Below are 22,914 nucleotides of genomic sequence, written 5' to 3' on the forward strand. Positions count from 1 at the left end.
CTCCTCTAACGAATGTGCAAGCGTCGCCGCAGTCCAGCGATTCGTGGGCCCAAGATGGAATCCGCTAACCGGGTTCGTAAAACGACGTACACGTAGAAATAACCGGCCACGATGACCGCGACCATGACAATCAAGAAGTTAACGACCCGGCCCTGACTGCCACTGAACGCGCCAATCCAAGCCACAAGACGGGCTAACACGTAGGTGCCAATCGAGGTCAACAGAATGCCATTCGTCTTCTTAGCAATGTGGGCAAAATTAATGCCAAATTGCACATCGAGCGAATGAATAATCAGGTAGCAGGTCACGGTGAAGCCAATCCCGGTCGCAATCAGTGGTCCAAAGGCGCCAAAGAAGTAAACCAGCGGCCACTGGACAATAAACTTCACGACGGTCCCGACTAAGAAGTACCGGACCGCGCGTTTATTTTGCGAAATTCCCTGCATCAGTGCGGAAACCACCGTGTACAGGCCCAGCAAAATCGACAGATATGACGAGAAAGCCAGGATGGAAGCGGCCAACGCAGCGTGTGACCGGCCATAGAAGACCAGGTTCAGCGGGCCGGCAATGGCGGCCATCCCCAACGCGCTAGGAATCATGACGAATTCAAACATCAAAAACGCGTTCGATAATTGCGCAGAAATTTCAGACTTATTTCCCCGCGTGTAGGACTCGGACAGTAACGGCACGACCGTCACGGCCAAGGCCGACGCGAGTGAAATGGTAATCATAATTAATTTGTTAGCGTTAACCCCGAACAACGCGAATAAGTCGTTCAGGTGGGCATCCGTGTAGGTGCCGGCCATGTGCATGATGGGCGCAAAGGTGTACTGGTCAATCAATTGGAAGATGGTAATACCGGCCCCTAAGACAATAAACGGCACGGCTTGCGCAATGATTTCCTTATATAATTGATTGGCGGGGACCACTAACTCGTTGTTACTGTTAGCAACCAGGTCGCGGAAATAATGCCGCCGACGCCAGTAGTAGACCCCCAGGATCAGCAGGCCACCTAAGGCCCCGATGGCTGCCGCAAAGGTAGATTGCGACACGGCCGTGACCCAGTTCCCATTTAAGACCCGCATGATAATGAAGGCCGTGATCAGCATGTAGGCGACCCGAACCAGCTGTTCCACGAATTGGGAAATCGCTGACGGTGCCATTTGCTGGAAGCCTTGGAAATACCCCCGCGTCAGGCTCATCGTGGGGATGATCAGGATGGCCCAGGCCAGTGAATGCAGGACGGACACCAGGTGCGCATCGCCCCCGGTAAAGAGCGGCGCCCCAAAGTACATCAGCAGCGCAATGGAGATCCCGGTAACAATGGCGATTTCCAGCCCCCGTTTATACAGTCGGACACTAATCCCGTATTCATTTAGAGCATTGTAGTGAGCCACCTGCTTGGCAATCGCCGAAGGCACCCCGGCAATTGCCGCAATCAGGAAGAAGCTGTAGATGTTATAACCCTTCCCATAGAGCGCGTTACCTTGTAGATAAAATGCGCCGAACCAGATGTTCCAGGGAATAATGTACACGGCGCCGAGGATCCGAGAAAAAATGCTCCCCGCCGTCATCCACGCCGACCCAGCAACCATTTGGTCTTGCGCACTTCCTTGGTTTCCGGTTTGATTTGACCTTGCCGCCATTTGACACCCTACTTTCAATTTCTAAAATTCATCGTTTGTCCCGACCCGAAAATGGCCGAGCTAATCAAACAAACATTATACCATAGGATTTCCCTAGTAAATATCAGGTTTCGGTAAAGATTTCGTGATTATTCGCAGTTTCTCAGCATCTTGCTTACCGGATGCCACTAACAGTGGTATGCTTGAATTAGTCGAGAAACAGTAATTATTCAAGGAGGAATGCCAACATGACGCAGGCAACAGCTGGTTCCAGCGCAGCACCGAAGATGCAGATGTCACCAGAACGAGCAAAACAGGTCGTAACGATGACCAAGAGTATTCGGGCCCACTTCCCAGAGTTAGCATCGATTCCAGATGCCCAGTTAATTTATTCCACGTGGCGCAGCTTTAAGCGTATTGATCAGACGAATGATAGTGATTATCAAACAATGGCCAACGTCTTCTTCCACGAATTCGATCGGCATTTATTAAACTATCAACTCTCTAAGAGCGGCCAAGAAGCCGTTGTCAGTCATCGGTTCTTTGCTATTTTAACTGAAATTCTTTAGTCTTTGTTTCTCCCCTGTTAGCCAGTCGGCCGACAGGGTTTATTTTTTTCGCTGGTGAAAATGGGTGGTGCTCTGCTTGCGTTCCCGGCGGCGGGCTCAAAGCGCCCTGCTGTGGGGCCGGTTCCAGCCGAAGGGCGGGCTTCCACCTCAACTTTGAGCCGAAGTGCGGTCTCAAAGGTTGTCCCATGGGCTAAGCTGAGAAAAATCGCTCAGCTAAGACCATCGACACAGCTGGTCACTTTGGCCCGCCTCTGGTCACTGACATCGACCACGCATTTTCACTAGCATGCACGTCTAAACTCGTCATCGGCCGACCAGGTTGTTCACTAGTAGTCAACTGCCAAACAGTGCGTACGGCCTCCTCCGACCTTGAATCTGAGCAAAAAAATTGCAACACTGAAAGCGACTTATCGCCTGCTAAGTCAGTCTTTCAGAGGATTATCCGTTTCTAAATGCGGTATACTTATCCTGTGAATGACTTAGTGTGACGACTTTTTTATTACATTGAGAATGAGTGATAAGTGAGGCGATTTATTTGCGTTATTTAGCATTGTTAGGCAGTCACGAGCGGCAAGGCATCACCGCTGGCTATTTGCAGGCTGTTTTAGATACCCTGCCCGCTTCGGCCGAGGTGGAGACCGTGTTTCTCCGGGACTATGACATTTACCCTGACACCAAGGAACAGGCCTGCCCGGCGTTGGATGAGATTGAGGCCAAGATGGCAGCCAGTGACTTCTGGATTGTTTGTGCGCCAACTTATTGGGGTGGTATGTCCGGCGTCATGAAGCAGTTCTTTGACTGCATGCGATTCCGTTTGGTGAAAATGAATTCCGTGGCCGACACGCTACCCGGTAAATATAAGGATAAACATTACTTAAGCATGACCACCTGTTTTATCAGCTCCACGGAAAACTTTTTCACCGGCATCACCGACCAAACTTTCGTCACGATTGACCGCATCTTAACCGGGGCTGGTCTGATCAAGGTCGGCGAGTTCGTCGGCACCGGAACCTGGGGGACCCACGCGCCTCGCCCAGAAAAAATTGCCGAATGCCAGCGCTGGGGCAAGAAAATCGCTGACCGGCCACGAAAGGATGATAACACGTTGAAACGCTACATACTTTTATTCTTTATGATTGCCATCATGGCGCTGATCACCATGGGCCTGCAAGCCTGGTGGTTCGGGGTCTTTGCGGCTGGTAAATTCTGGCTGACGTACGCAACTTTTGTGGTGATCTTCTATGTGTTGCTGGCAAGCATCCTGCACTTCTTCACCTTCGTCCGTCACCGCCGGCGTTAAGCCAGTTCTAGTGCGCCTTACCGGGCCGGTCAAATGGACCGGAACGCGGTGGGCAGGACGCTAGAAGCCAAAGAGCGGTCTTCTAGCTTGTTTTGAGCCACAGAATCGTGTCTCAAAATCACCAATTAAAAAAGCGGCTAGCCGCTTCTTTAATTCCCACGGCTGAGTCCATTTTTGTCGTCCTCACGGCTTAGACTGGCTTAACCCCGCATGCCCGCGTCGTTTCGGGACTCTACTTTTAATTTGACCGATCCTCACGGCTGACACAGACTGAACCCCGGCTTTTCCCCGTTTTAGGGGTAACACTTACACCATTTAGACAACTTTCAGACGGTAGTGATTGGTAGGCAACCCACGGGTTAAACCAATGTCAGCCGCAGGACTGGTGAAAATGAGGCAATCCGGTAGATGTAAGTGACCAGAGGCGGGCCAAAGTGACCAGCTGTGTCGATGGCCTTAGCTGAGCGCTTTTTCTCAGCTTAGCCCATGGGGCAACCTTTGAGACCGAACCCCAGGCTCAAAGTTGAGGTGGAAGCCCGCCCCTCAGGCTGGAACCGACCCCACAGCAGGGCACTTTGAGCCCGCCGCCGGGAACGGACAGCACTGCATTTCGACGCAATTTTCACCAGCCCGGAGGCGGCCACAAATCGTTTAACCAATTGCATACACTAAAGGGTGATGACTGGGCCGGTTGGCTGGGTCATCACCCTTTTTGCTAGTCCTCATAATGCGCCTGAATCGTCGCACTGGCCACCAACTTGCCGACGACCGTCAACGACTTAATGGCTCGAAACAGGTTGTCCTCCTGCCGAATCTGCGTCAGGTCCAGTCGCCCGACGATAAACAGCTGACTAGCACCATTCCGCCGCAGACGGTCGTTGATGTCTTCATCGGTGTACGTGTAGTTGCCGACCAGCGTTTCCAACGAGCGGCCATGAAATGTTTCCGCATTGACCGTTTGAATAATGGCCCGGTTGGCCAGCAGTTCCTGCTTGATGGCCCGCTGGATGAATTCCGTGCGTGAGTGCACGATTCCCTGGTCGATCAATAAATCAATTTGCGCCAATTCCGTGGCCGACAATGTCATAAACACTCTCTTTGAATCTTGCATCATCGCTGTGCCTCCCCCAATCTTTAGGCATCCGTTTTCAAATAAGCATCCTCCAACGTCTCGGCATCGGTCTCGGCCATCAACTCGGCCGGGCTGCCACTAAACGCGATGCACTGGCCCGCCAAGACCAAGACGTGGACGTTTTCCGTCGGTAGATTGCGAAACTGATGGGTCGTCATGATGACGGTCTTGCCCCGCGCGACCAGCTGCTTGATCTGGTCGATAACTGCTACGGCCACCTTCACGTCAAGGCCGCTCTCCGGTTCATCGAACAGATACAGGTCACGTTCCAGCTGACAAACCCCCGCCAACAAGACCAACTGCCGCTGGCCGCCCGATAAATCTTTCAGCCGCGTGTGGGCAATCACCTGCAGGTTCTCAGGTAACTGGTCGACTTGAAAATTCTCTGCGGGTCGATCCAGGTCCGCCATCATTTTAATCGTCTCAAAAACCGTGGCGGTCCCGGTGAACGGCGCGCCCTGCATGTGATAAGCAATCCGCTGCATGGTCGGGAAGCCGGTGAATGGTAAGTGGCGTTGCTCGCTGACTCCGGCAATCAAGTCGAGGAGCGTTGTCTTGCCCACGCCGTTCACGCCTAAGAGAATATTGAGCTTGCCCGGTTCAAACGTCGCCGTTAAATGGTCAAATAGTTGGCGACCATCGGGTAACTGGTACGAAAAATTGTCAATTTGCATGGTGCGCCTCCTAATAACGACTGGTGTACGATTGTAGCTTCATGTGCCGGACGGGGTAGAAGCCCACGGCCAGGTAGAACAGGGCAACGACACCCAACACGCCCAGCATCAGTCCGGTCGCCGGTCCCATTAAATTGAACAGCATCCCGTACGCCACAATCATGTAACTGCAGGGGTTCAGGGCCGTCAAAATGATGCCCAACGCTGAATCTGGGTTAAACGGCAGATTGATCAGCAGCATCCCCAAGAAAATGTACCCCATCATCATGAGCGACACCACGTTGAGCTTGATTGGCAACATCAGGATAAAGTTCGTGAAGCCGGCCACGATGGGAATCAACAGGAAGTTCATCAAGAAGCCGCCCACCATCAGGGGCACTAGACTCAGTGAGGCCGGATTTAACAGCAGCACGATGATGTCAAATACCACGATTTCAATCTGAATAAACACAATTTGGACCAGCAAATTGCTATAAAAAATCAATCGCTTGTCCCCGGCAATAATCGTAAACATTTTTAGAAAGTTACTCTCCCGCATCCCAATCAGCCCAAACTGAAACCCGTTCAGCACGCCAACCAGAACGATATATGCCCAGTACCCCAGTAATTGGTACGCCACGTTGTGTAACCCAAATGGGTGGCCACCGGAACTAACGGTCGCAATCACAAAGTAAATTGTGGGCGCAACCAACGTGTAAAAAAGAATCGCTTTTTCATCCCAAGTTTGCCGCAATTCAAAGCGACTAAGAATCTTCAACCTTCGCCACATTCTGAATCCCTCCCTATTGCCCCACAATCAAGCAGAACATCTGCATTGATGCCCCTCATTATCCACATCAAATTCCCCATGCCAAACAAAAAGTGCCAGCTACCTTCGATTAGGAAAGTGACTGACACTTTAATTTTCAAATAAACTGGGATTAACCTAGTTATACTTAGCTCTTTAAAAAACGCTAAAACTGATACAACGCTCACCAAGTCATTTCAACGCACAGTCCTAGCCGAAGGCGGTCAGGGACAGAACCCCTATGTCGGTATTCTTAGGCCGGCGATTTCCCGGTCTTAGAATACGGGACGTGTTGCAAGGCGCGTTCTGTGCGGCTTGGAACCGAGACCGAAGACCGCTCTGTGGCTTCGGTCGGTCCCCATAGGGGTGGCGTCCCTGACCGCCGAGGCGGCAAGGACAGATGTTGAAATTAGTTGGCGACGATGTTGACGAGCTTGCCTGGGACGACGATGACCTTCCGAACCGTCTTGCCATCAGTATGGGTCTTAACCGTCTCATCAGCCAAGGCTTGGGCTTCGATATCGTCCTTAGCAGCGTCCTTGGCCACCTTCAAGTGGGCCCGGACCTTACCATTGACCTGAACGACCAATTCGACCACGTCTTCAACCAATTGCTTGGCGTCATACGTTGGCCACTTGGCGTAGGAAATCGTGTCGTCGTGACCCATCAAGGCCCAAAGTTCTTCGGCAATGTGGGGAACGATTGGAGAAATCATCTTGACGAAACCTTCCATGTAGATCAATGGCAGACTGTCGGCCTTGTAGGCTTCGTTGACGAAGACCATCAATTGGGAAATGGCCACGTTGAAGCGCATGGCTTCGAGGTCTTCACTCACCGTCTTAACGGTTTGGTTGTAGATCTTATCCAACGTGCCATCATTGATCATCGTGACCCGGTCACGCAGATGGTTGTTGTCATCGATCAGCAGACGCCAAACGCGGTCGAGCCAACGCTTGGAACCGTTGATACCTTCCGTACTCCATGGCTTGGAAGCTTCTAATGGCCCCATGAACATTTCGTACAGACGCAGGGTGTCGGCTCCAACCTTGTCGACGATTTCGTCGGGGTTGATGACGTTCCCCTTAGACTTGGACATCTTTTCGTGGTTGGTCCCGAGGATCATCCCTTGGTTAACCAGCTTCTGGAAGGGTTCCTTGGTTGGCACGACACCGAGGTCGTACAGGAACTTGTGCCAGAACCGTGCGTACAGCAAATGCAGTACGGCATGTTCGGCCCCACCAATGTAGAGGTCGACTGGCATCCAGTATTTCAGCTTTTCAGGGTCGGCAATGGCCTCGTCGTTGTGTGGATCGATGTAACGCAAGAAGTACCATGAACTCCCAGCCCATTGTGGCATGGTGTTGGTTTCACGTTTACCCTTACGCCCGTTTTCATCCACGACGTTGACCCAGTCGTCCAGGTTAGCCAATGGACTTTCACCGGTCCCAGAAGGTTCGAGTTGCTTAGCTGCTGGCAGCTTCAATGGCAATTCGTCTTCAGGAACCAACGTGGTCTCGCCATCTTCCCAATGAATGACAGGAATTGGTTCACCCCAGTAGCGTTGACGAGAGAAGATCCAGTCCCGCAGACGGAAGTTGACCTTCTTGTGGCCAGCCTTGTGTTCCTCAAGCCAGTCGATAGCCGCTGCGATGGCGTCCTTCTTGTTCAACCCGTTCAGGAAGTCGGAGTTGATGTGCTTGCCATCGCCCGTGTAGGCAGCGGCTTGCACGTCGGTATCGTCATCCCCAGCAATCACTTGCACGATTGGCAGGTTGAATTTCTGAGCAAATTCGTTGTCCCGGTCGTCATGCGCAGGCACGGCCATGATGGCCCCAGTCCCGTAGGAAGACAACACGTAATCCCCAATCCAGATTGGCAATTTCTCGCCGCTCATTGGGTTGATGCCGTAAGCCCCGGTGAAGACCCCGGTCTTGTCCTTGTTCAAGTCAGTCCGTTCCAGGTCAGACTTGCTGTCAATGGCTTGTTGGTAAGCCTTGACTTCGGCGGCGTGTTCCGGTGTCGTGATTTTTTCAACCAGGGCATGTTCTGGCGCTAAGACCATGTAGGTTGCGCCAAACAACGTGTCAGGACGCGTCGTGTAGACTTCGACCTTGGTGTCTTCCTGTCCAGCAACTGGGAAGAAGACGCTGGCCCCTTCGGAACGGCCAATCCAGTTACGTTGCATTTCCTTGATGCTGTCCGGCCAATCCAGGTCGTCCAAGTCATCCAGCAAACGGTCAGCGTAAGCCGTGATCTTCAGAACCCATTGCCGCATTGGGACGCGGTAAACGGGATAGCCACCCCGTTCCGTCTTCCCATCGACAACTTCTTCGTTGGCCACAACGGTCCCACCCATGAAATCAGGCGCCCAGTTGACCATGATCTTGTCTTCGTAAGCCAGACCCTTTTTGTACATTTGTTCAAAAATCCACTGCGTCCACTTGTAGAAGGATTCGTCGGTCGTGTTGACCTCGCGGCTCCAGTCATAAGAGAACCCAAGTGAGCGAATTTGGCGTTTGAAATTCTTGATGTTGTGCGCGGTGAAGTCCTTTGGGTTGTGCCCCGTCTTCAAGGCGTACTGTTCAGCGGGTAGGCCGAAAGCGTCCCAGCCCATTGGGTGCAAGACGTTGAAGCCTTGCATCCGCTTCAAGCGGGCCATGATGTCGGTTGCCGTGTAACCTTCGGGATGACCCACGTGGAGTCCTTGACCTGAAGGGTATGGGAACATATCCATCACGTAATACTTCGGTTTGCTTTGATTGTCAGAGGTCTTAAATGTTTCATTGACCCGCCAGTAATGTTGCCATTTACGTTCAATTATTTGGTGTTCGTATGCCAAATTGTTCGCTCCCTTTCTCAATTTCAACGTTGAGCCACAAAAAAAGCCCCCAGAAGCCCAAAATTCAGCTTCTGTAGGGCGTGTCAGCGCGGTACCACCTACATTTCCCCGGTCTTGTACCGAGGCTCATTAACGGCTGATAACGTCGCCAAACGCCCACTTTGCAGCGGAGAAGACTCCGAGACAAGTTCGTCCGACTGGGTAACGGATTCACAGCGACCATCCGCTTGCTGAATACCCCGTCAAACTACTACTTCTCATCAACGTCTTTGCTTAATCAGATTGTTTTCATCTTAGCAAACCCCTTCCCGAAAAGCAAGGGCAACCCCGCCATTTCCGCGAATAATTCCATTCTGTTCTGTGTCCTAAACCAGTGCCTCCGGACCGGTAAAAATGGACCGGGACGCTGTGGGCGAACGGCGGAAGCCAAAGGGCGGTCTTCCACCTTACTTTGAGCCGCTACCGCGTCTCAAAGATATCAATTACCTAAGCGGCTAAAAACGCCGCTTAGGTAATTCCCACGGCTGAGTCCATTTTCACCGGTCCTGCGGCGTACACTAGTTTAGGGCGTCAGAACCCCGTTCTCCTGACCTCAAGGTTAATGGTTTCTTTTCGTTACTTGTCAACTTTAACCACCGATTCCTTTGCGCCTCTGTCCTTCATCCCCAGTATATTTGAGTCCCAACCTAATATTAATTTTTCAATAGGCAATCAACTCAGTCGCTTATTCGTGACCCCCCTGTGCTATACTGAAATTATTATTAAAAGGACTGACCACGCCTTTACATCAGCCTTGGTCAGCTCTTCAAGTCATGATTCTATTTCACAGGAGGTCTCCTTTTTTGACGACCATTTCACAAACCCGCTGGCGCTTCACCTGGGCCGCGGGAATTCTCTTTTTGATTGACCTTTTCGGCGTTGTGTTCCAGCAATCGTGGATTAAGGCGTTTGACCAGCTGATTATTGGTTGGATTCGACAGCCCTTGCCCACTGGCTTGACGCACGCCATTATCTGGATCACCCACTCCGGCAATCCCAAGCCTGTGACCTGGGTCACACTACTGCTGATTGCCGCACTGGTAATTCTCCGGCGATACCGGGGTGCCCTCTTCTTGGCCTTTAACGTGCTGGTCTGGGCGGGTATCGGTAACAGCGTGATCAAACACCTGGTCCAACGGCCGCGGCCCACGGTTGACCGCCTCGTTAGTGCCAGCTCTTACAGCTTCCCCAGCGGCCATTCCATTACGGCCATGCTCCTGTGGGGCTCGCTGATTATTTTACTGGGCTGGTCGTTGCGCCAACACAAAAATTCGCGCTGGGTGGTGACCCTCCTGCTGAGCATCTGGATTGCCATCATTGGCCTGACGCGAATCTACGTGGGCGTACACTACCCGACCGACGTGATTGGCGGCTGGTCGCTCGGCTTTGTCCTCCTGACTTTGACCCAATGGTTCTTAACCCGTTATGGAGATGCCTTATAGATGAATTTACCAAATGCCTTAACTTATAGTCATACGCTTTTAACTGAAATCGTCGGTCCCGGCATGACCGTGGTTGACGCCACCGTTGGTCAGGGCCACGACACCCTATTTCTCGCCAACCTGGTCGGTAAGACTGGCCGCGTTATCGGCTTCGACATTCAACAGGCCGCTCTCGACGCCACCCAGCAACAATTAACCTTGACTGGCCTCGGCGCTCAGGTTGAGCTCCACGCCACCGGCCACGAACACGTCGGTGAGTTCTTAGACCCCGACAAATCCGTTACGGCGGCCGTCTTTAACCTGGGCTACCTGCCCGGTGGCGACAAATCCGTCATCACCCGACCGGAAACCACGTTGGCCGCCGTGAAAACGTTGCTACCCCATCTGCCTCGTGGCGGACGCATCATCCTGGTCGTCTACGCCGGTCACCCCGGTGGTCAGACAGAACGCCAGGCCGTGGTGGACTTCTGCCAGGCGTTACCGCAAAAGACGTATCAGGTCCTGCAATATGGCTTTATCAATCAAATTCATACGCCACCGTTTCTGCTCGCGATTGAGCGGCGGTAAGCAAAAGCGTTAGCCACCATCCCCACCGGGACCGTTGGCTAACGCTTTTTCGTTTTAATTATTTATTTTTCGGTGTGGAATCGCTTGGTCAGTTTATCCTGACTGGCCTGCAACAACTGCTGCGGGTCGACGTCGTACTGACTAGCGATCATCAACACCTGATCCAAGACGTCCGCCAGTTCCTCTTGCAAGTTCGCTTCCCAAACGGCCGACGACTTGTGCGCCTCACCGGGATGGTCACGCCCAATCTCAATGGCTCGCACCGCCCGCGCCAGTTCACCGACCTCTTCCGTCAAGAAATTCAAATGGATGAAAGGCGAGTAATCATACCAATTCCGTTGCTTGTAAAAGTCCACTAACCACCGTTGATGTTCATCAATATCCAATGTGACGACCTCCCTGTCTGCCGTGAAAATTTGTCGTTCCTCTAACAATACCATAGTGCTTGCTCCCGGCAACCCACCACGTCTTACAAATTTAGTTATACCAAGCGGTAGGCGGCTTCACACAAAAACGAGCCTGAGATTTTCCCAGACTCGTTCGTTATTTTATATAGCCGAAACGTGGGCCAAAAAGGCAGCCGGTTCCGCTTATTTTTTCTGCAACGACTTCCGTTTCGGACTGACCCAGGTTCCCGAGCCAAAGCCCAGAATCGTTTTCAAGGCGGGGATGAACGTCATCACAACCGTAATTGGGTTGACCATCCAGTAAAACAGCATGTACAGCGGGGCAAACAGGATGTACTTGAGCTTAATGCCGTGATGGTCCAACAGCAACGCCGCCAGCAGCTGCATGAAGCCGGCGAAGATTTCAAAGGTCACGAAGATAAATGAAATCACGATACCGTGGAGGACCCGCTCGTAGTTGCCGGTAAATAGGAACATTGCCATCGTCGCCAGGAATGACAGCGAGGTCAGCGTAAAGAAAAACGACCACAAAATAGAAAGCGTGGAGTCCACGAACATGGAAATCTGGTAGCGGTGCTGAATCGGGTGAAAGACAAATTTTTTGATATTGGTCAACCAGACCTCAGTGCCCCCCTGCGCCCAGCGCTTCCGCTGTTTGTAGAGGTCCCGAATCGTTTCCGGCACGTTCATGTGGAAAATCACGTTCGGGGCGAACCGCGGCACGGCGCCAATCATCTGGTGGTCCCAGGCAATACTGATATCCTCCGTGGCCCGGTTCTGCCGAAAGCCCCCGACATCGATCAAAAAGTCCTTCTTATACAGGGTATTGGCCCCACTGTAGGCGTACATCGAGTCATTGATGGCCGTCTGACTGCGCTTGATGACCCCACGATACTGGTGAATTCCACCGTTTGCGATTTGCCCAACAGGCTGGAGCGGTTCTGCACGTCCATGTTGGCGGTCACGGCGGAGGTGTTCATGTCCCGGTCGCGCATGAAAAAGTTCATGTACTTCATCAACGCATCGGGCTCGGGAATCGTGTCGGCATCGTTGCTTAGAATGTACTCGCCCTTGGCAAAGTACATGCCGATGTTAAACGCGTGGGCCTTGCCCTTATTTTTCAAAATTTCAACGGTCCGTAGCCGCGGATATTTTTCCTGTAGGCGGGTAATGATGGCCCCGGTATCGTCGCTGGAGCCGTCGTTCATCACCAGCACCTCAAAATTATCATAGTTCAGCTGGTCAAACAGGTACGTGATGGTTTCTTCAATCATGACCTCTTCATTATGCGCCGGAATCATGATGGTGATCATGGGTTGCTGATCTACCGGGATGTTTTCCCAGTCGTAGTCGCGCTTGTTGGTCTTAAAAAAGCGGTAGGACAGCGCGCCCGCAAACCAGAAGAACGACCCCACTACCGGGTACAGGCAGAGAATCAACAGAAAAATGTTCAGCAGGGTCTGCCCCAGTGTCGCTTTTAAAATGCTATCAATAAAGACGTTAAACATGGGACCTCCTAGTCATCTAAATCATTTAAATCGTGTTTCTCGTACAAATCGTGAATCTGATCCGTATCAAGGTTTTGCTCGGGCTTGACCTGGTAGGTCCGAACGTTGTGCCGAAATTCTTCGTCGCCAAACCGCTCGTCCATGAATTTTTCCAGGGCCGTCTCCCGCTTCTTTTGATTGATGGGGTTAAACGTCGGCCACTGTTCCACGACCCGGTCACGTTTACGATTCTGAATGATCGTCATCCCCACGGCAAACAGCCAGACCATCACGAAGGCAAACAACAGGATGATCCCAATAAACTTGATTTCAAAAATCCCCTCGTTGTACGACCACAGGTGGGGAATCTTCGGGTCGTACGCCGCCCAAAAGGACGTGACCGTAATCACCACGGGCACAATGACGCAGATCCAGCCAAAGATGGCGACCAGCGTCTGCCAAATTTTCAGGCCCCAGTGGCCCTTTTCAAAATAAGCGTCGGTATACAGTTGTTGCTTCACCTTGGCACTATCACGCTCACTTGTTGCTGATTTTTTGGTCATCCATTGCCTCCTGTGGGTTAGCCGGGCGCCCAAAGCGATACCCCTGCCGGACCCGAATTTTTAACTGTTCCGCGAGCTGTTCGTCCGCCTCGTCCTCCACACCCATCAAGATCAACTGGATGTGATTTTCCTGGGACAACCGGTTCCAATATTGTAAATTCAGATCCAACCACACGGAAGGATCTTCCTTCCTGAAGCTCCGCATGGAACACTTGAGCGAATCGACCTGCGGCAAGAGCCACTTGACGTTCTTCAAATTTTCCAGGCTGGACCCGACGTTATCCACGTCAAACCGCATGCCATACGCCCGACCATCCCGAATGCGTTTGAGAAATAACCGCCGATTCAAACGTCCTTCTTGCCCGTTAGCCGTATACTCGACCGCCAAATTCATCGGCGTGATTTTTGAAATCGCCCAGCGCACAAAGTAATGGAAGTCTGGACTTAAAATTTGATCGTATTCCAGGTTGATCGACAAGGTAATGTCTTCGCGGGGTAACGCCTTGAAGGTGTCCTCCAGCAAAAAAATCACTCGCTGTAAGGGTAGTGAGTCCAATTTTTGTGGCAACGACCAAGACCCATCGTCATTGTGTTGCCGCAACAGACACTCATAACCAGTCGTTTGCCCGCGGAAGTCGACCTGCTTTTGAATGAAGTACCGCAACTCAATTTCTTTATTCTCCAAATAGTTGTTCGAATTTTTCCGGGAATACCAAAAATAAATCGCCACCGTAATCACTAAAATCACGGCCGCAACCAAGGTAATCCACAATAAAACCGACTCTAATTGGGCTAACGACATGCTTTTCGTCCTCACTTTTTGAACCATTCTTAGGCCGTTACGCTTCTGCGCAACGGCCGCTGATAGTCACTTCTCGCTTGAATCTGGTTACTCGTCTAACTGCCAGCAAACGTGCATTATCCAGAGACAGCATCATCACTAATTGTATATTTTGTGGGGCCGAATTCAAGTTCTTTGCCGGAATCTGTAACATCCTGTTAATAATGGATAGCAATAATGGATTATTGACTAATGGATACGAAAAAGCCACCGCCACAATCGCTTTCGCGTGTGGTGGTGGCTGCTCGTTGGTCTCGCAGTACCAAGGGTTAACCCGTTTTACCAAAGTATTTGGGAGTAACCAGTAAACTGTTTTTTCTGTTAGATATTCCGTCCACAGTTTTAGTCGATAGCTTGTTCAATTAAACAGTCATTCGATTGAATGCCGCTATGATGGCTTCTTGTATGTGGCATAATCAAAGTCACGTGAGTAGTTGCTACCTACAATTGACAAATTTTGACCGTTATTTTACTTCGTTGCCGGCACAACCGGGTGAACCAGGTCATCGGCGACCAGTCGTTCCGCAATCTGAACCGTGTTCCAGGCGGCCCCCTTTAGGAGGTTATCGGACACGACCCACAGGTTGAAAGCGCCCGGATTTTCCAGGTCGGGCCGAATCCGCCCAACGTAGGTGTCGCGCGTCCCGGTGGCATTGACCGGTTGCGGATAGACTTGATGGGCCGGGTCGTCCTGTAAAACGGCGCCCGGTGCGTCTGCGATGGCCTGCCGTAATTGATCGACCGTGGCGGTAGGGTCACCGGTATCGATCCAGATGGATTCCCCATGACTGATGGGCACGGGAACCCGAACACAGGTGGCCGTGACCTTGATGTCACTGGCATCCATGTCCCCCAGCATGATCTTCTTCGTTTCGTGAATCATCTTCCACTCTTCATGGGAGTAAAGGTTATCCTCCAGCACATCAATCTGCGGCAACAGATTAAAGGCCAGTGGATAGTGCTTCTGGTCGCCCTTCGTCGGGAAAATGTCCGCGTGCATCTGCTTGCCGTCCAGAAAATCCTGGGCCTCGGTGTACAGCTCGTTCAAGGCCGACTGCCCCGCGCCGGATGCGGCCTGGTAGGTAGACACGATAATCTGCTTCAACCCAACGGCCTGGCGAATCGGTTCCAGGGCCACCATCATCTGAATCGTCGAACAATTCGGGTTGGCAATGATGCCCTGGTGCTGGTACAACGCCGATTCATTGACTTCTGGCACGACTAACGGAATCTCCGGCACCATCCGAAAGGCACTGGTGTTGTCCACGCAGACTGCCCCGCGCTTCACGGCTTCTGGCAGAAATTTCTTAGAGACACTGCCACCGGCCGAGGCCAAGACCAGGTCGACCCCATCAAACGCAGCGGGCGTGGCTTCTTCAACCGTGACGGCCTGTTCTCTAAATTGTAAGACCTTCCCGGCCGACCGTGAAGACGCCAGTAACTTAACGGCCTTCACCGGAATCGTAGACTGCTCTAACTGTTGAATCAAGCGGGTTCCCACGGCGCCCGTGGCCCCTAAAATCGCAACGACAAATCCTTCACTCATACCGTTCATCCCTTAATTTTTAATTCAGTTTGCATCTTTTCCGTAAATACCGTCAACCGCGCCATGGCTTCCTGCAGATCCGCCATCGATGACGCGTAGGACAGGCGCACGTAACCTTCACCACCAGCGCCAAACGCACTGCCGGGGGTCACGCCCACCTTGGCTTCTTCGGCCAGTTTCGTCGCAAATTCAACGGAACTCAGACCAAAACTAGCCGGAATCTTCGCAAACGCGTAAAACGCGCCGGCTGGCAACGCCGTTTCGTATCCCAAAACATTCAGCTTGGGCACGATGTAATCACGCCGTTGTTGGTAAACCTGCCGCATGTCCTGAGCATCATCGACGCCGTTGGTCAATGCCTCCAGCGCCGCATATTGGGCTGGATTCGACGGGCTGGTGACCGCAAAACCATGGAGCTTGCTGGCATTCACCACAAAGTCCTTGGGCCCGACGAAGTAGCCGATTCGATAGCCGGTCATTGCGTGGGACTTGGATAGCCCATTGATCAGAATCGTTTGTTCCGGCAACAATTCGGCCATCGAGGTATGGGGCTGACCATAGGTTAATTCCGCATAAATTTCATCGGTTAAGACGTACATGGCATTTTGCTTGATGACGTCCGCTAACTCCTGGAGCTGGTCGCGGCTGTACTCGAACCCGGTCGGATTGCCAGGAAAGTTCAGGACCAACGCCTTCACGTTGCCGGCGCCTTCCCGGTCAAGAACTTCCTGTAGATGCTCACCGGTCAACCGGAACCCATCGGCGGTCGTATCCACCTGAACGGGAATTCCGCCAAAAATTTCAATGACTGGCCAATACAAGGCAAAGGTCGGGGTGGCCACCAGAATTTTGTCCCCGGGATTGATCAGGCTCCCCAGTGCCGCGAAGATGGCCTCGGTCGCCCCCACGGTCACTACGATTTCAGATGCCGCGTCGTAGCTGACGTGAAACCGTTGTTGCAGGTAGTCACTAATGGCCGTCCGCAGTTCCATGATGCCGCGCTGATCGGAGTAATGGGACTTATTCTCCCGAATGCTCTGAATGGCAGCTGCCTTCACGTGTTCGGGCACGTTGAAGTCGGGTTCCCCCAACGTCAGCTTAATAATCCCCGGAATCTGCGCAAATTTCTGCGCAAAGAACCGAATCTGAGAAACGCCCATAGGCGCAAGTGTTTGGTTAACGATTGTTTTTAGTTTCGAATCCAGTAGCGGCAAATTGGTCACCTCTCCTAACCTTTATGTTTAAAATTGTTTTAATTGGCCGTTCCCGGCGGCGAGCTCAAGATGCCCTGCTGTGGGGAACGGCTCCAGCCTGAGGAACGGTCTGGGGCCTCGCCTTGAAACCTCGCTGAAGTTCGCGAGTTTCCAAGGTCGTCCCATGGTCTAGGTTGGGACAGAACCCCAACCTAGACCATCGACACAGCTGGGCATCTTGGCCCGCCTCTGGTCACTCACATCTGTGCGTGCCAAACATACTGGTGTAGTCGTTCAATCCCTTGTGGTGGTTGTGATTGACGGGTTAAAGTTGTTGATTTTACTACATTTATTTCTAAAGATCATGGACGCATCGCGGGGACACTATCTGACGACAACCCCAAGTACAATTGACGTAGTACCAGCCCAAAACCCACGTCATGGCCACCGGAAAATCTGCTTTAAACCAGTATCAGCCGCAGGGCTGGTGAAAATGGGCTCAGCCGTGGGAGTTGTCTTAGCGGTTTACCGCTTAGACGACTGCTATCTTTGAGACTCGCTTCTCAGAGGCTCAAAGTAAGTCTGGAGACCGCTCTTCGGCTCCAGACGTGCGCCCACAGCGCCACGGCCCATTTTCACCAGCCCGGAGGCGCTGCCAAGCACCCAAGCTTAAAGGATATTTTCCAGGCCGATGACCAGGTTCTGGCGGTGCATGACGGCGTCGATAGCGATGCGCACGCCTTTCATAAACGACGCCCGGTCCGTCGTACTCTGCTTCAGCGTCAAGGTTTCACCCGCCCCGCCGAAGATAACCTCCTCGTCGGCGATAAAGCCTGGCAGCCGTACGGCATGAATCTTAATGCCGTGGTAATCGCCACCGCGCGCGCCCAGGGGGTCCTGTTCCTGCGGATTATTCGATTCATCATGACCCTGTTGGTCATAGATTAGTTTGGCCGTGTTCAGCGCGGTCCCGGACGGTGCGTCCAACTTATCTGCATGGTGGTATTCCATGATTTCAGCGTGGTCGAAGTAGGCCGCGGCTTCCTTAGCAAATTTCATCATCAGAACGGCGGAGACTCCGAAGTTGGCGGCGATGATACCCCCTAGTCCCTTGGCATCGGCTGCCCGCTGGAGCGCTACCTGCTGGTCCTCGGCCATGCCGCTGGTCCCAATCACCGGTCGAATGCCGTGGTCAATGGCAAATTGGGCATTGGCGTAGACCCCACTAGGGAGGCTGAAGTCAATCCAAATATCGGCCGCTGGCAACTGGGCGCGGTCGTTCGCGACCACCACCGTTGGGTCTAACCGATACGTCCCTGGCGTCAGGTCGGTCACGTGGGGATTGTACACGCCCACTAGATTTAAATCGTCCGCCTGATCAATCATGGCGAGGGCCTTTTGTCCCATCGAGCCGTTAAATCCGGCAACAATTACTGAAATCACGCTTGGGCCTCCTTGGTGCCGAGAGCCGCATAGAGCGCCGCCTTTTCCTCAGCGTTGAGTGGCAGGATCGGCAAACGACACGTGCCGACCTCGTAGCCCTGGTCGTTTAGCACGGCCTTGACCGGTGACGGTGACGGGTACATGAACAGCGCCGCCATCTTAGGCGTTAGTTGCCGTTGTAAGGCCCCGGCGGCTTGGACGTTGCCGGCTGCCAGGTCGTCTAGCATCTCACGAATTTGATCACCGTAGACGTGAGATGCCACGGAAATCACGCCGTTGCCCCCGACTGCCGTGGCAAACAGGGCCTGGGCATCCTCGCCACTATAGACCAGGAAGTCTGCTGGCGTGTGTTCGACGATGTACTCGAAATCAGCCATCGTATTGCACTGCTTGACGCCACCAATGTTCGGATACTGGGCCAAATCGACGACGGTTTCCTTGGTCATCAAGACCCCCGTCCGGCCCGGAATGTTGTAGATCATTACGGGCAGTGGCGACGCGTCGGCCACCGTTTGAAAATGCGCCCGCATCCCCCGCTGGTTCGGCTTGTTGTAGTACGGCACGACCACCAGAGCCATGTCGATGCCGGGCACCTGGCCCAGCTTCTGGACAAAGTCGACGGTCTCCTGCGTGTTGTTGCTGCCGGCACCAGCAATAACGGGCACCCGGCCACCAACCATCTTGCCAAAGCGCGTATAGAGTTCTAATTTTTCCGCTTCGCTCAGCGTGGGCGTTTCCCCAGTGGTCCCGCCAATGACGAAGCCCTTGGTCCCGGTCGCCAGCAGGTGATTGGTCAATTTTTCCAAGGCAGCGTAGTTAATAGCGCTCCCATCGGCGGTAAACGGCGTAATGATTGCCGTGAGTAAATCTGCATTTTCAAACATTCTCAATCTCTCCTTTAATGAGCCATTCTGTCAGTTAAGAAACCCCGCATGGCGGTCACGCCCTTGATGATGGCGCCCTCGTGGGGCTGAAAATTTGCGGCATGGAGTGCGCCCGGACTGTCGACCCCCAGCCAAAACATGGTGCCGGGAATCTGGTTCAGCAAGTAGCCAAAGTCCTCGCCGGTCATGGCTGGCGGGGTCTCCTGAAAGTCCACGTCGGCGGCCCGCTGCATGTACTGGATAAAGTTGGCCGTTAATTGCGGGTCATTTTCCACGGGGTAGTAGCCCCCCTGATTAAACGTCACGTCGATCTGCGCGTTGTAGGTCTGCGCAACGCCGGCGGCAATCTCACTCACGCGTTGCCGAATGAAGAGAATCATGTCCTGGGTCAGCCCACGAATCGTGCCCTCCAGCCGCGCCTCCCCAGCAATCACGTTGCGAATCGACCCCGCCGTCATCTTGCCAAAGGTCACCACGCCACACGCGGTGGGATCAATGTTGCGGGCAACGATTGTCTGAATCTGGGTAATGAAGCTGGCCGCAATCACGACCGCATCGTTGGCCCGGTGGGGAAAGGCCGCGTGGCCGCTGGTGCCGTGAATCGTCACGTTGACCTCACTGGTCCCGGCAAACAGCGTGCCGAGGCGACACCCAATCGTGCCGGTGGGCAGGTCGGAGTTGTCATGCAAGCCGTAAAATTCATCGATGTGCCACGCCCCGGTGAACAGCCCCAGGTCGTACGCCTGTTTCCCACCACTCTCGCTCTCTTCGGCGGGTTGGAAGAAGAAAATCAGGTTGTCTTGCGGTTGATTCTCGGCAAAGTAGATGAGGAGGCCCAGCGCCACGGTCATATGAATATCGTGGCCGCAGGCGTGCATCACGCCCGGATGCATCGAATGAAAGGAACAACTGGCCGTCTCGTCGACTGGTAAGGCATCGATGTCGGCTCGGTAGCCAATCGTGCGTTGCGGCTGGCTACCCGCGACCTTGACCAGCAAGGCCGTTGGGAGTTCGCTGGGTTCGCGCACCGTCAACCAGGTCGCTGGTAGCTGATCGACCACCGCTTTCAAATAGGCGTGGGTGGCCGTTTCGTGAAGCGCCAGCTCCGGTATCTGATGAAGGTGCCGGCGAATCTGAATGAGTTCTGCTTCCGTTAGCATGATTTACAACTCCCTCAAGGTTTCTTCGATGTGGGTCTTGTCGGTCGTCTGCTGGTCTTTGATTTTGATCACGCGAGCCGGTACACCAGCGACGACGGCATTCGGCGCCACGTCCTTGGTGACCACCGCTCCGGCACCGACCACGGCATTGTCACCGACCTGCACGCCTTCTAACACGACCGCGTTGGCGCCGACCGTGACGTTGTTCCCGATACGGACTGGTGTCGCGGACGCGGGCTCCACCACCCCGGCCAGTACGGCATTCGCCCCGATGTGGGCGTTGGTGCCGACCGTGGCGCGGCCCCCAAGCACGGCGCCCATGTCGATCATGGTGCCGGCCCCGATCTCTGCGCCGATGTTGATGACGGCCCCCATCATGATGACCGCATGATCGCCAATTGTGACCTGATCACGGATGATGGCCCCCGGCTCAATGCGGGCGTTGGTCGTTGCCGTGTCCAGCAATGGCACGGCCGAGTTACGCGCGGTCACCTCGAGGTGGTACGTCGCTTCTGACCGGCCCGCCAAGAGTGGCGCCACGTCGCGGTAATCCCCAATCAACAGGGTAAACTCGGGCGCAGCGAAGCGTTGCACGCTAGTTGGAACCTTATCGGCTGGAATATTTTCTTGCACGTAAGCTTTCACGGGCGTTACCTTTTCGGCGGTGCCAATGTACCTGATAATTTCTTCCGCAGTCATCTTTTTCATCAATTTTCCTCCTATATAATAAGCACCCGTTGCCGGCCAGTTTGCTGTCGGCCGATTCAGCTCTGATTCTCATTTTCAAAATTCATCGGTTTATAAATAGCTCTCATCCAACCGCGTCAGATCCGCAAAGGTCTCGCGGCGAACCACGACTTTGGCCTGGCCATTTTCAACGAAGACGACCGCGGGCCGCGGGTTGCGGTTGTAGTTGGACGCCATCGAGTAACCGTAAGCACCGGTGTCCAGCATGGCAATCAAATCGCCGGGTTCCGTGCGGGGCAGCTTGGCTTGGTCGACGAGAATGTCGCCGGACTCACAATACTTTCCGGCCAAATGGACGGTTTCCTGTTGCGGGGCGTTGAGCTTGTTGGCTACCACCGCCTCGTATTGTGCCTGGTACAAAGCTGGTCGAATGTTATCGCCCATCCCCCCATCGACACTCAGGTAGGAGGTCAGGTTGGGAATATCCTTGCGCGACCCGACCGTGTAGAGGTTGTAGCCGGCGGGACCCACGATGGACCGACCCGGTTCGATCCAAATCTCGGGGAGGTCTAAATTCGCTTCCGCGGAACTGGCCTTCAGGGTGGCGGCGATGTGTTGAATGAATACATCCGGGCCAATGGCTTCGTCGGCCGCCGTATAGGTAATGCCAAAGCCACCGCCGAGGTTCAAAATTTGGGGCACGAAGTCGAAATCATCGCGCCACTCGGCGGCAATGCTGACCAACTTTTGGACCAGCATTTCAAAGCCGGCGACCCCAAAAATCTGCGAGCCGATGTGGGCGTGAATCCCAATCAGGTGCATCTGTGGCACCGCCAGGACTTCCTGCAGGGCGCGCGTGGCTTGTCCGGAGGCAACGTCGAAGCCAAATTTGCTATCGACCTGACCGGTTTGCGTGTAACGGTGGGTATGGGCGGAGATGCCCGGTGTCAGCCGCAACATCACGTTGACGCTGGTCCCCCTGACAGCGAGGACTTCCTTAAGCAACTGAATCTCGTGGAAATTGTCCAGGATGATGACGCCAACACCGTGATCCACGGCCATGGTCAGCTCGGCCACCGACTTATTATTGCCGTGGAAGCTGAGGCGTTCGGCCGGGAAGCCGGCCTGTAACGCGGTGTACAGCTCGCCGCCGGATACGACGTCGGCGTGCAGGCCCTCTTCCTTAATGACCTGATACATGGCCACGGTCGCGAAGGCCTTGCTGGCATAACTGATTTGATAACGAAGCCCGCTCTGGTCAAAACTTTCACGGAAGTCCTGAATCTGTTGGCGAATGTTGCCGACATCGTAAACCACTAATGGCGTGCCGAAGTCTCGTGCGAGTTGCGTGGCATCCACCCCACCTAACAACAGATGTCCTTGTTCATTGGCTTGTAAATCACGACTAATCATCTCTCAACCACCCTTTCGTTACGGGACAAAAAAAGGATCTCTTTGCTTACAAACAAAGAGATCCCAGAAATTTGCATTCTGCATCGTATTCGTCGTAAGCGCCCCGTAGCAGACATTTTTGCTACGACAGTCCGGGTTTTATTCAAACCACGTCCCAGCTAATCAGCCACTGAATTGACTGACGCTTCGGCAACCGCCCCTTTCCACAAGTTCCTAGTCCATTCAGGGACTCCCTTGCGTACTGATGTTGGTTGCAACCTCTTATTTGATGTTGGTATTAGATTAAAACAATTCTCATAATTCGTCAAGGCTTCTG

The 22,914-nt window shown here is 53.4% G+C and carries 21 protein-coding genes, 1 riboswitch and 1 other annotated feature; of the genes, 4 read left to right on the forward strand and 17 right to left on the reverse strand.

The window, feature by feature from the left end:
• Positions 1 to 5 precede the first annotated feature (5 nt).
• Complete coding sequence (locus tag JUF22_RS07960) at positions 6 to 1,646, reverse strand: putative polysaccharide biosynthesis protein (protein WP_203645359.1); 1,641 nt, start codon at positions 1,644 to 1,646, stop codon at positions 6 to 8.
• A 227-nt stretch (positions 1,647 to 1,873) separates the two neighbouring features.
• On the opposite strand from JUF22_RS07960, the gene JUF22_RS07965 reads away from it, so the two are divergent.
• Positions 1,874 to 2,194, forward strand: coding sequence for a hypothetical protein (locus tag JUF22_RS07965; RefSeq protein WP_125765809.1), 321 nt, complete (start codon positions 1,874 to 1,876; stop codon positions 2,192 to 2,194).
• A gap of 535 nt (positions 2,195 to 2,729) precedes the next feature.
• Positions 2,730 to 3,494: a flavodoxin family protein gene (locus JUF22_RS07970; RefSeq protein ID WP_203645361.1), complete on the forward strand. Its 765-nt coding sequence runs from the start codon at positions 2,730 to 2,732 to the stop codon at positions 3,492 to 3,494.
• Positions 3,495 to 4,209: 715 nt separating this feature from the next.
• On the opposite strand, the gene JUF22_RS07975 is transcribed toward JUF22_RS07970, so the two are convergent.
• From JUF22_RS07975 to leuS, 4 genes are all read right to left on the reverse strand, one after another.
• Positions 4,210 to 4,608, reverse strand: coding sequence for a ribbon-helix-helix domain-containing protein (locus JUF22_RS07975; protein ID WP_203645363.1), 399 nt, complete (start codon positions 4,606 to 4,608; stop codon positions 4,210 to 4,212).
• A gap of 20 nt (positions 4,609 to 4,628) precedes the next feature.
• Entirely contained in the window at positions 4,629 to 5,300 is a 672-nt protein-coding gene (locus JUF22_RS07980; protein WP_203645365.1) for an ATP-binding cassette domain-containing protein, read from the reverse strand.
• A gap of 10 nt (positions 5,301 to 5,310) precedes the next feature.
• Positions 5,311 to 6,069, reverse strand: coding sequence for a hypothetical protein (locus tag JUF22_RS07985; RefSeq protein WP_203645367.1), 759 nt, complete (start codon positions 6,067 to 6,069; stop codon positions 5,311 to 5,313).
• 427 nt (positions 6,070 to 6,496) lie between these two features.
• Complete coding sequence (leuS, locus tag JUF22_RS07990; protein ID WP_203645375.1) at positions 6,497 to 8,926, reverse strand: leucine--tRNA ligase; 2,430 nt, start codon at positions 8,924 to 8,926, stop codon at positions 6,497 to 6,499.
• 71 nt (positions 8,927 to 8,997) lie between these two features.
• Positions 8,998 to 9,199, reverse strand: a binding site (T-box leader).
• Positions 9,200 to 9,768: 569 nt separating this feature from the next.
• On the opposite strand from leuS, the gene JUF22_RS07995 reads away from it, so the two are divergent.
• The gene (locus tag JUF22_RS07995; protein WP_203645377.1) at positions 9,769 to 10,407 is read left to right on the forward strand and encodes a phosphatase PAP2 family protein; all 639 of its coding nucleotides are present in this window, start codon (positions 9,769 to 9,771) and stop codon (positions 10,405 to 10,407) included.
• Positions 10,408 to 10,974 carry a tRNA 5-(aminomethyl)-2-thiouridylate-methyltransferase MnmM gene (gene mnmM / locus JUF22_RS08000; protein ID WP_203645379.1) on the forward strand — a complete coding sequence of 189 codons (567 nt, stop codon included), beginning with the start codon at positions 10,408 to 10,410 and terminating at the stop codon, positions 10,972 to 10,974.
• A gap of 62 nt (positions 10,975 to 11,036) precedes the next feature.
• Here mnmM and JUF22_RS08005 read toward each other — a convergent pair whose 3' ends face one another.
• The 12 genes from JUF22_RS08005 to lysA all read right to left on the reverse strand — a co-directional run bounded on the left by JUF22_RS08005 (position 11,037) and on the right by lysA (position 22,598).
• Entirely contained in the window at positions 11,037 to 11,360 is a 324-nt protein-coding gene (locus tag JUF22_RS08005) for a MazG nucleotide pyrophosphohydrolase domain-containing protein (RefSeq protein WP_203645388.1), read from the reverse strand.
• A 204-nt stretch (positions 11,361 to 11,564) separates the two neighbouring features.
• The gene (locus tag JUF22_RS13935; protein WP_505744140.1) at positions 11,565 to 12,230 is read right to left on the reverse strand and encodes a glycosyltransferase family 2 protein; all 666 of its coding nucleotides are present in this window, start codon (positions 12,228 to 12,230) and stop codon (positions 11,565 to 11,567) included.
• Positions 12,182 to 12,889, reverse strand: coding sequence for a glycosyltransferase family 2 protein (locus JUF22_RS13940; protein WP_505744141.1), 708 nt, complete (start codon positions 12,887 to 12,889; stop codon positions 12,182 to 12,184). The genes JUF22_RS13935 and JUF22_RS13940 overlap by 49 nt, the downstream gene beginning before the upstream one ends.
• Positions 12,890 to 12,897: 8 nt before the next feature.
• Positions 12,898 to 13,431: a hypothetical protein gene (locus JUF22_RS08015; RefSeq protein WP_203645390.1), complete on the reverse strand. Its 534-nt coding sequence runs from the start codon at positions 13,429 to 13,431 to the stop codon at positions 12,898 to 12,900.
• Positions 13,406 to 14,233 carry an EAL domain-containing protein gene (locus tag JUF22_RS08020; RefSeq protein ID WP_203645392.1) on the reverse strand — a complete coding sequence of 276 codons (828 nt, stop codon included), beginning with the start codon at positions 14,231 to 14,233 and terminating at the stop codon, positions 13,406 to 13,408. Before JUF22_RS08020 ends, JUF22_RS08015 begins: the two co-directional genes overlap by 26 nt.
• A gap of 508 nt (positions 14,234 to 14,741) precedes the next feature.
• The gene (locus JUF22_RS08025) at positions 14,742 to 15,818 is read right to left on the reverse strand and encodes an aspartate-semialdehyde dehydrogenase (RefSeq protein WP_203645399.1); all 1,077 of its coding nucleotides are present in this window, start codon (positions 15,816 to 15,818) and stop codon (positions 14,742 to 14,744) included.
• Between the two features lie 5 nt (positions 15,819 to 15,823).
• Positions 15,824 to 17,032: an aminotransferase class I/II-fold pyridoxal phosphate-dependent enzyme gene (locus JUF22_RS08030; RefSeq protein ID WP_203645406.1), complete on the reverse strand. Its 1,209-nt coding sequence runs from the start codon at positions 17,030 to 17,032 to the stop codon at positions 15,824 to 15,826.
• Positions 17,033 to 17,680: 648 nt separating this feature from the next.
• The gene (dapB, locus tag JUF22_RS08035) at positions 17,681 to 18,454 is read right to left on the reverse strand and encodes a 4-hydroxy-tetrahydrodipicolinate reductase (RefSeq protein ID WP_203645408.1); all 774 of its coding nucleotides are present in this window, start codon (positions 18,452 to 18,454) and stop codon (positions 17,681 to 17,683) included.
• Positions 18,451 to 19,338: a 4-hydroxy-tetrahydrodipicolinate synthase gene (gene dapA / locus JUF22_RS08040; protein ID WP_203645416.1), complete on the reverse strand. Its 888-nt coding sequence runs from the start codon at positions 19,336 to 19,338 to the stop codon at positions 18,451 to 18,453. The genes dapB and dapA overlap by 4 nt, the downstream gene beginning before the upstream one ends.
• A gap of 14 nt (positions 19,339 to 19,352) precedes the next feature.
• Positions 19,353 to 20,498 (reverse strand): N-acetyldiaminopimelate deacetylase, encoded by a 1,146-nt coding sequence (locus tag JUF22_RS08045; protein WP_203645418.1) that lies wholly within the window; start codon positions 20,496 to 20,498, stop codon positions 19,353 to 19,355.
• A gap of 3 nt (positions 20,499 to 20,501) precedes the next feature.
• On the reverse strand, positions 20,502 to 21,206 hold the full coding sequence (gene dapD, locus JUF22_RS08050; RefSeq protein ID WP_203645419.1) for a 2,3,4,5-tetrahydropyridine-2,6-dicarboxylate N-acetyltransferase: 705 nt from the start codon (positions 21,204 to 21,206) through the stop codon (positions 20,502 to 20,504).
• A gap of 90 nt (positions 21,207 to 21,296) precedes the next feature.
• Entirely contained in the window at positions 21,297 to 22,598 is a 1,302-nt protein-coding gene (gene lysA, locus JUF22_RS08055; RefSeq protein ID WP_203645421.1) for a diaminopimelate decarboxylase, read from the reverse strand.
• Positions 22,599 to 22,686: 88 nt separating this feature from the next.
• Positions 22,687 to 22,869: riboswitch (Lysine riboswitch) on the reverse strand.
• Positions 22,870 to 22,914: the final 45 nt, after the last annotated feature.

This window comes from Levilactobacillus lanxiensis (assembly GCF_016861655.1).
Classification (GTDB): domain Bacteria; phylum Bacillota; class Bacilli; order Lactobacillales; family Lactobacillaceae; genus Levilactobacillus; species Levilactobacillus lanxiensis.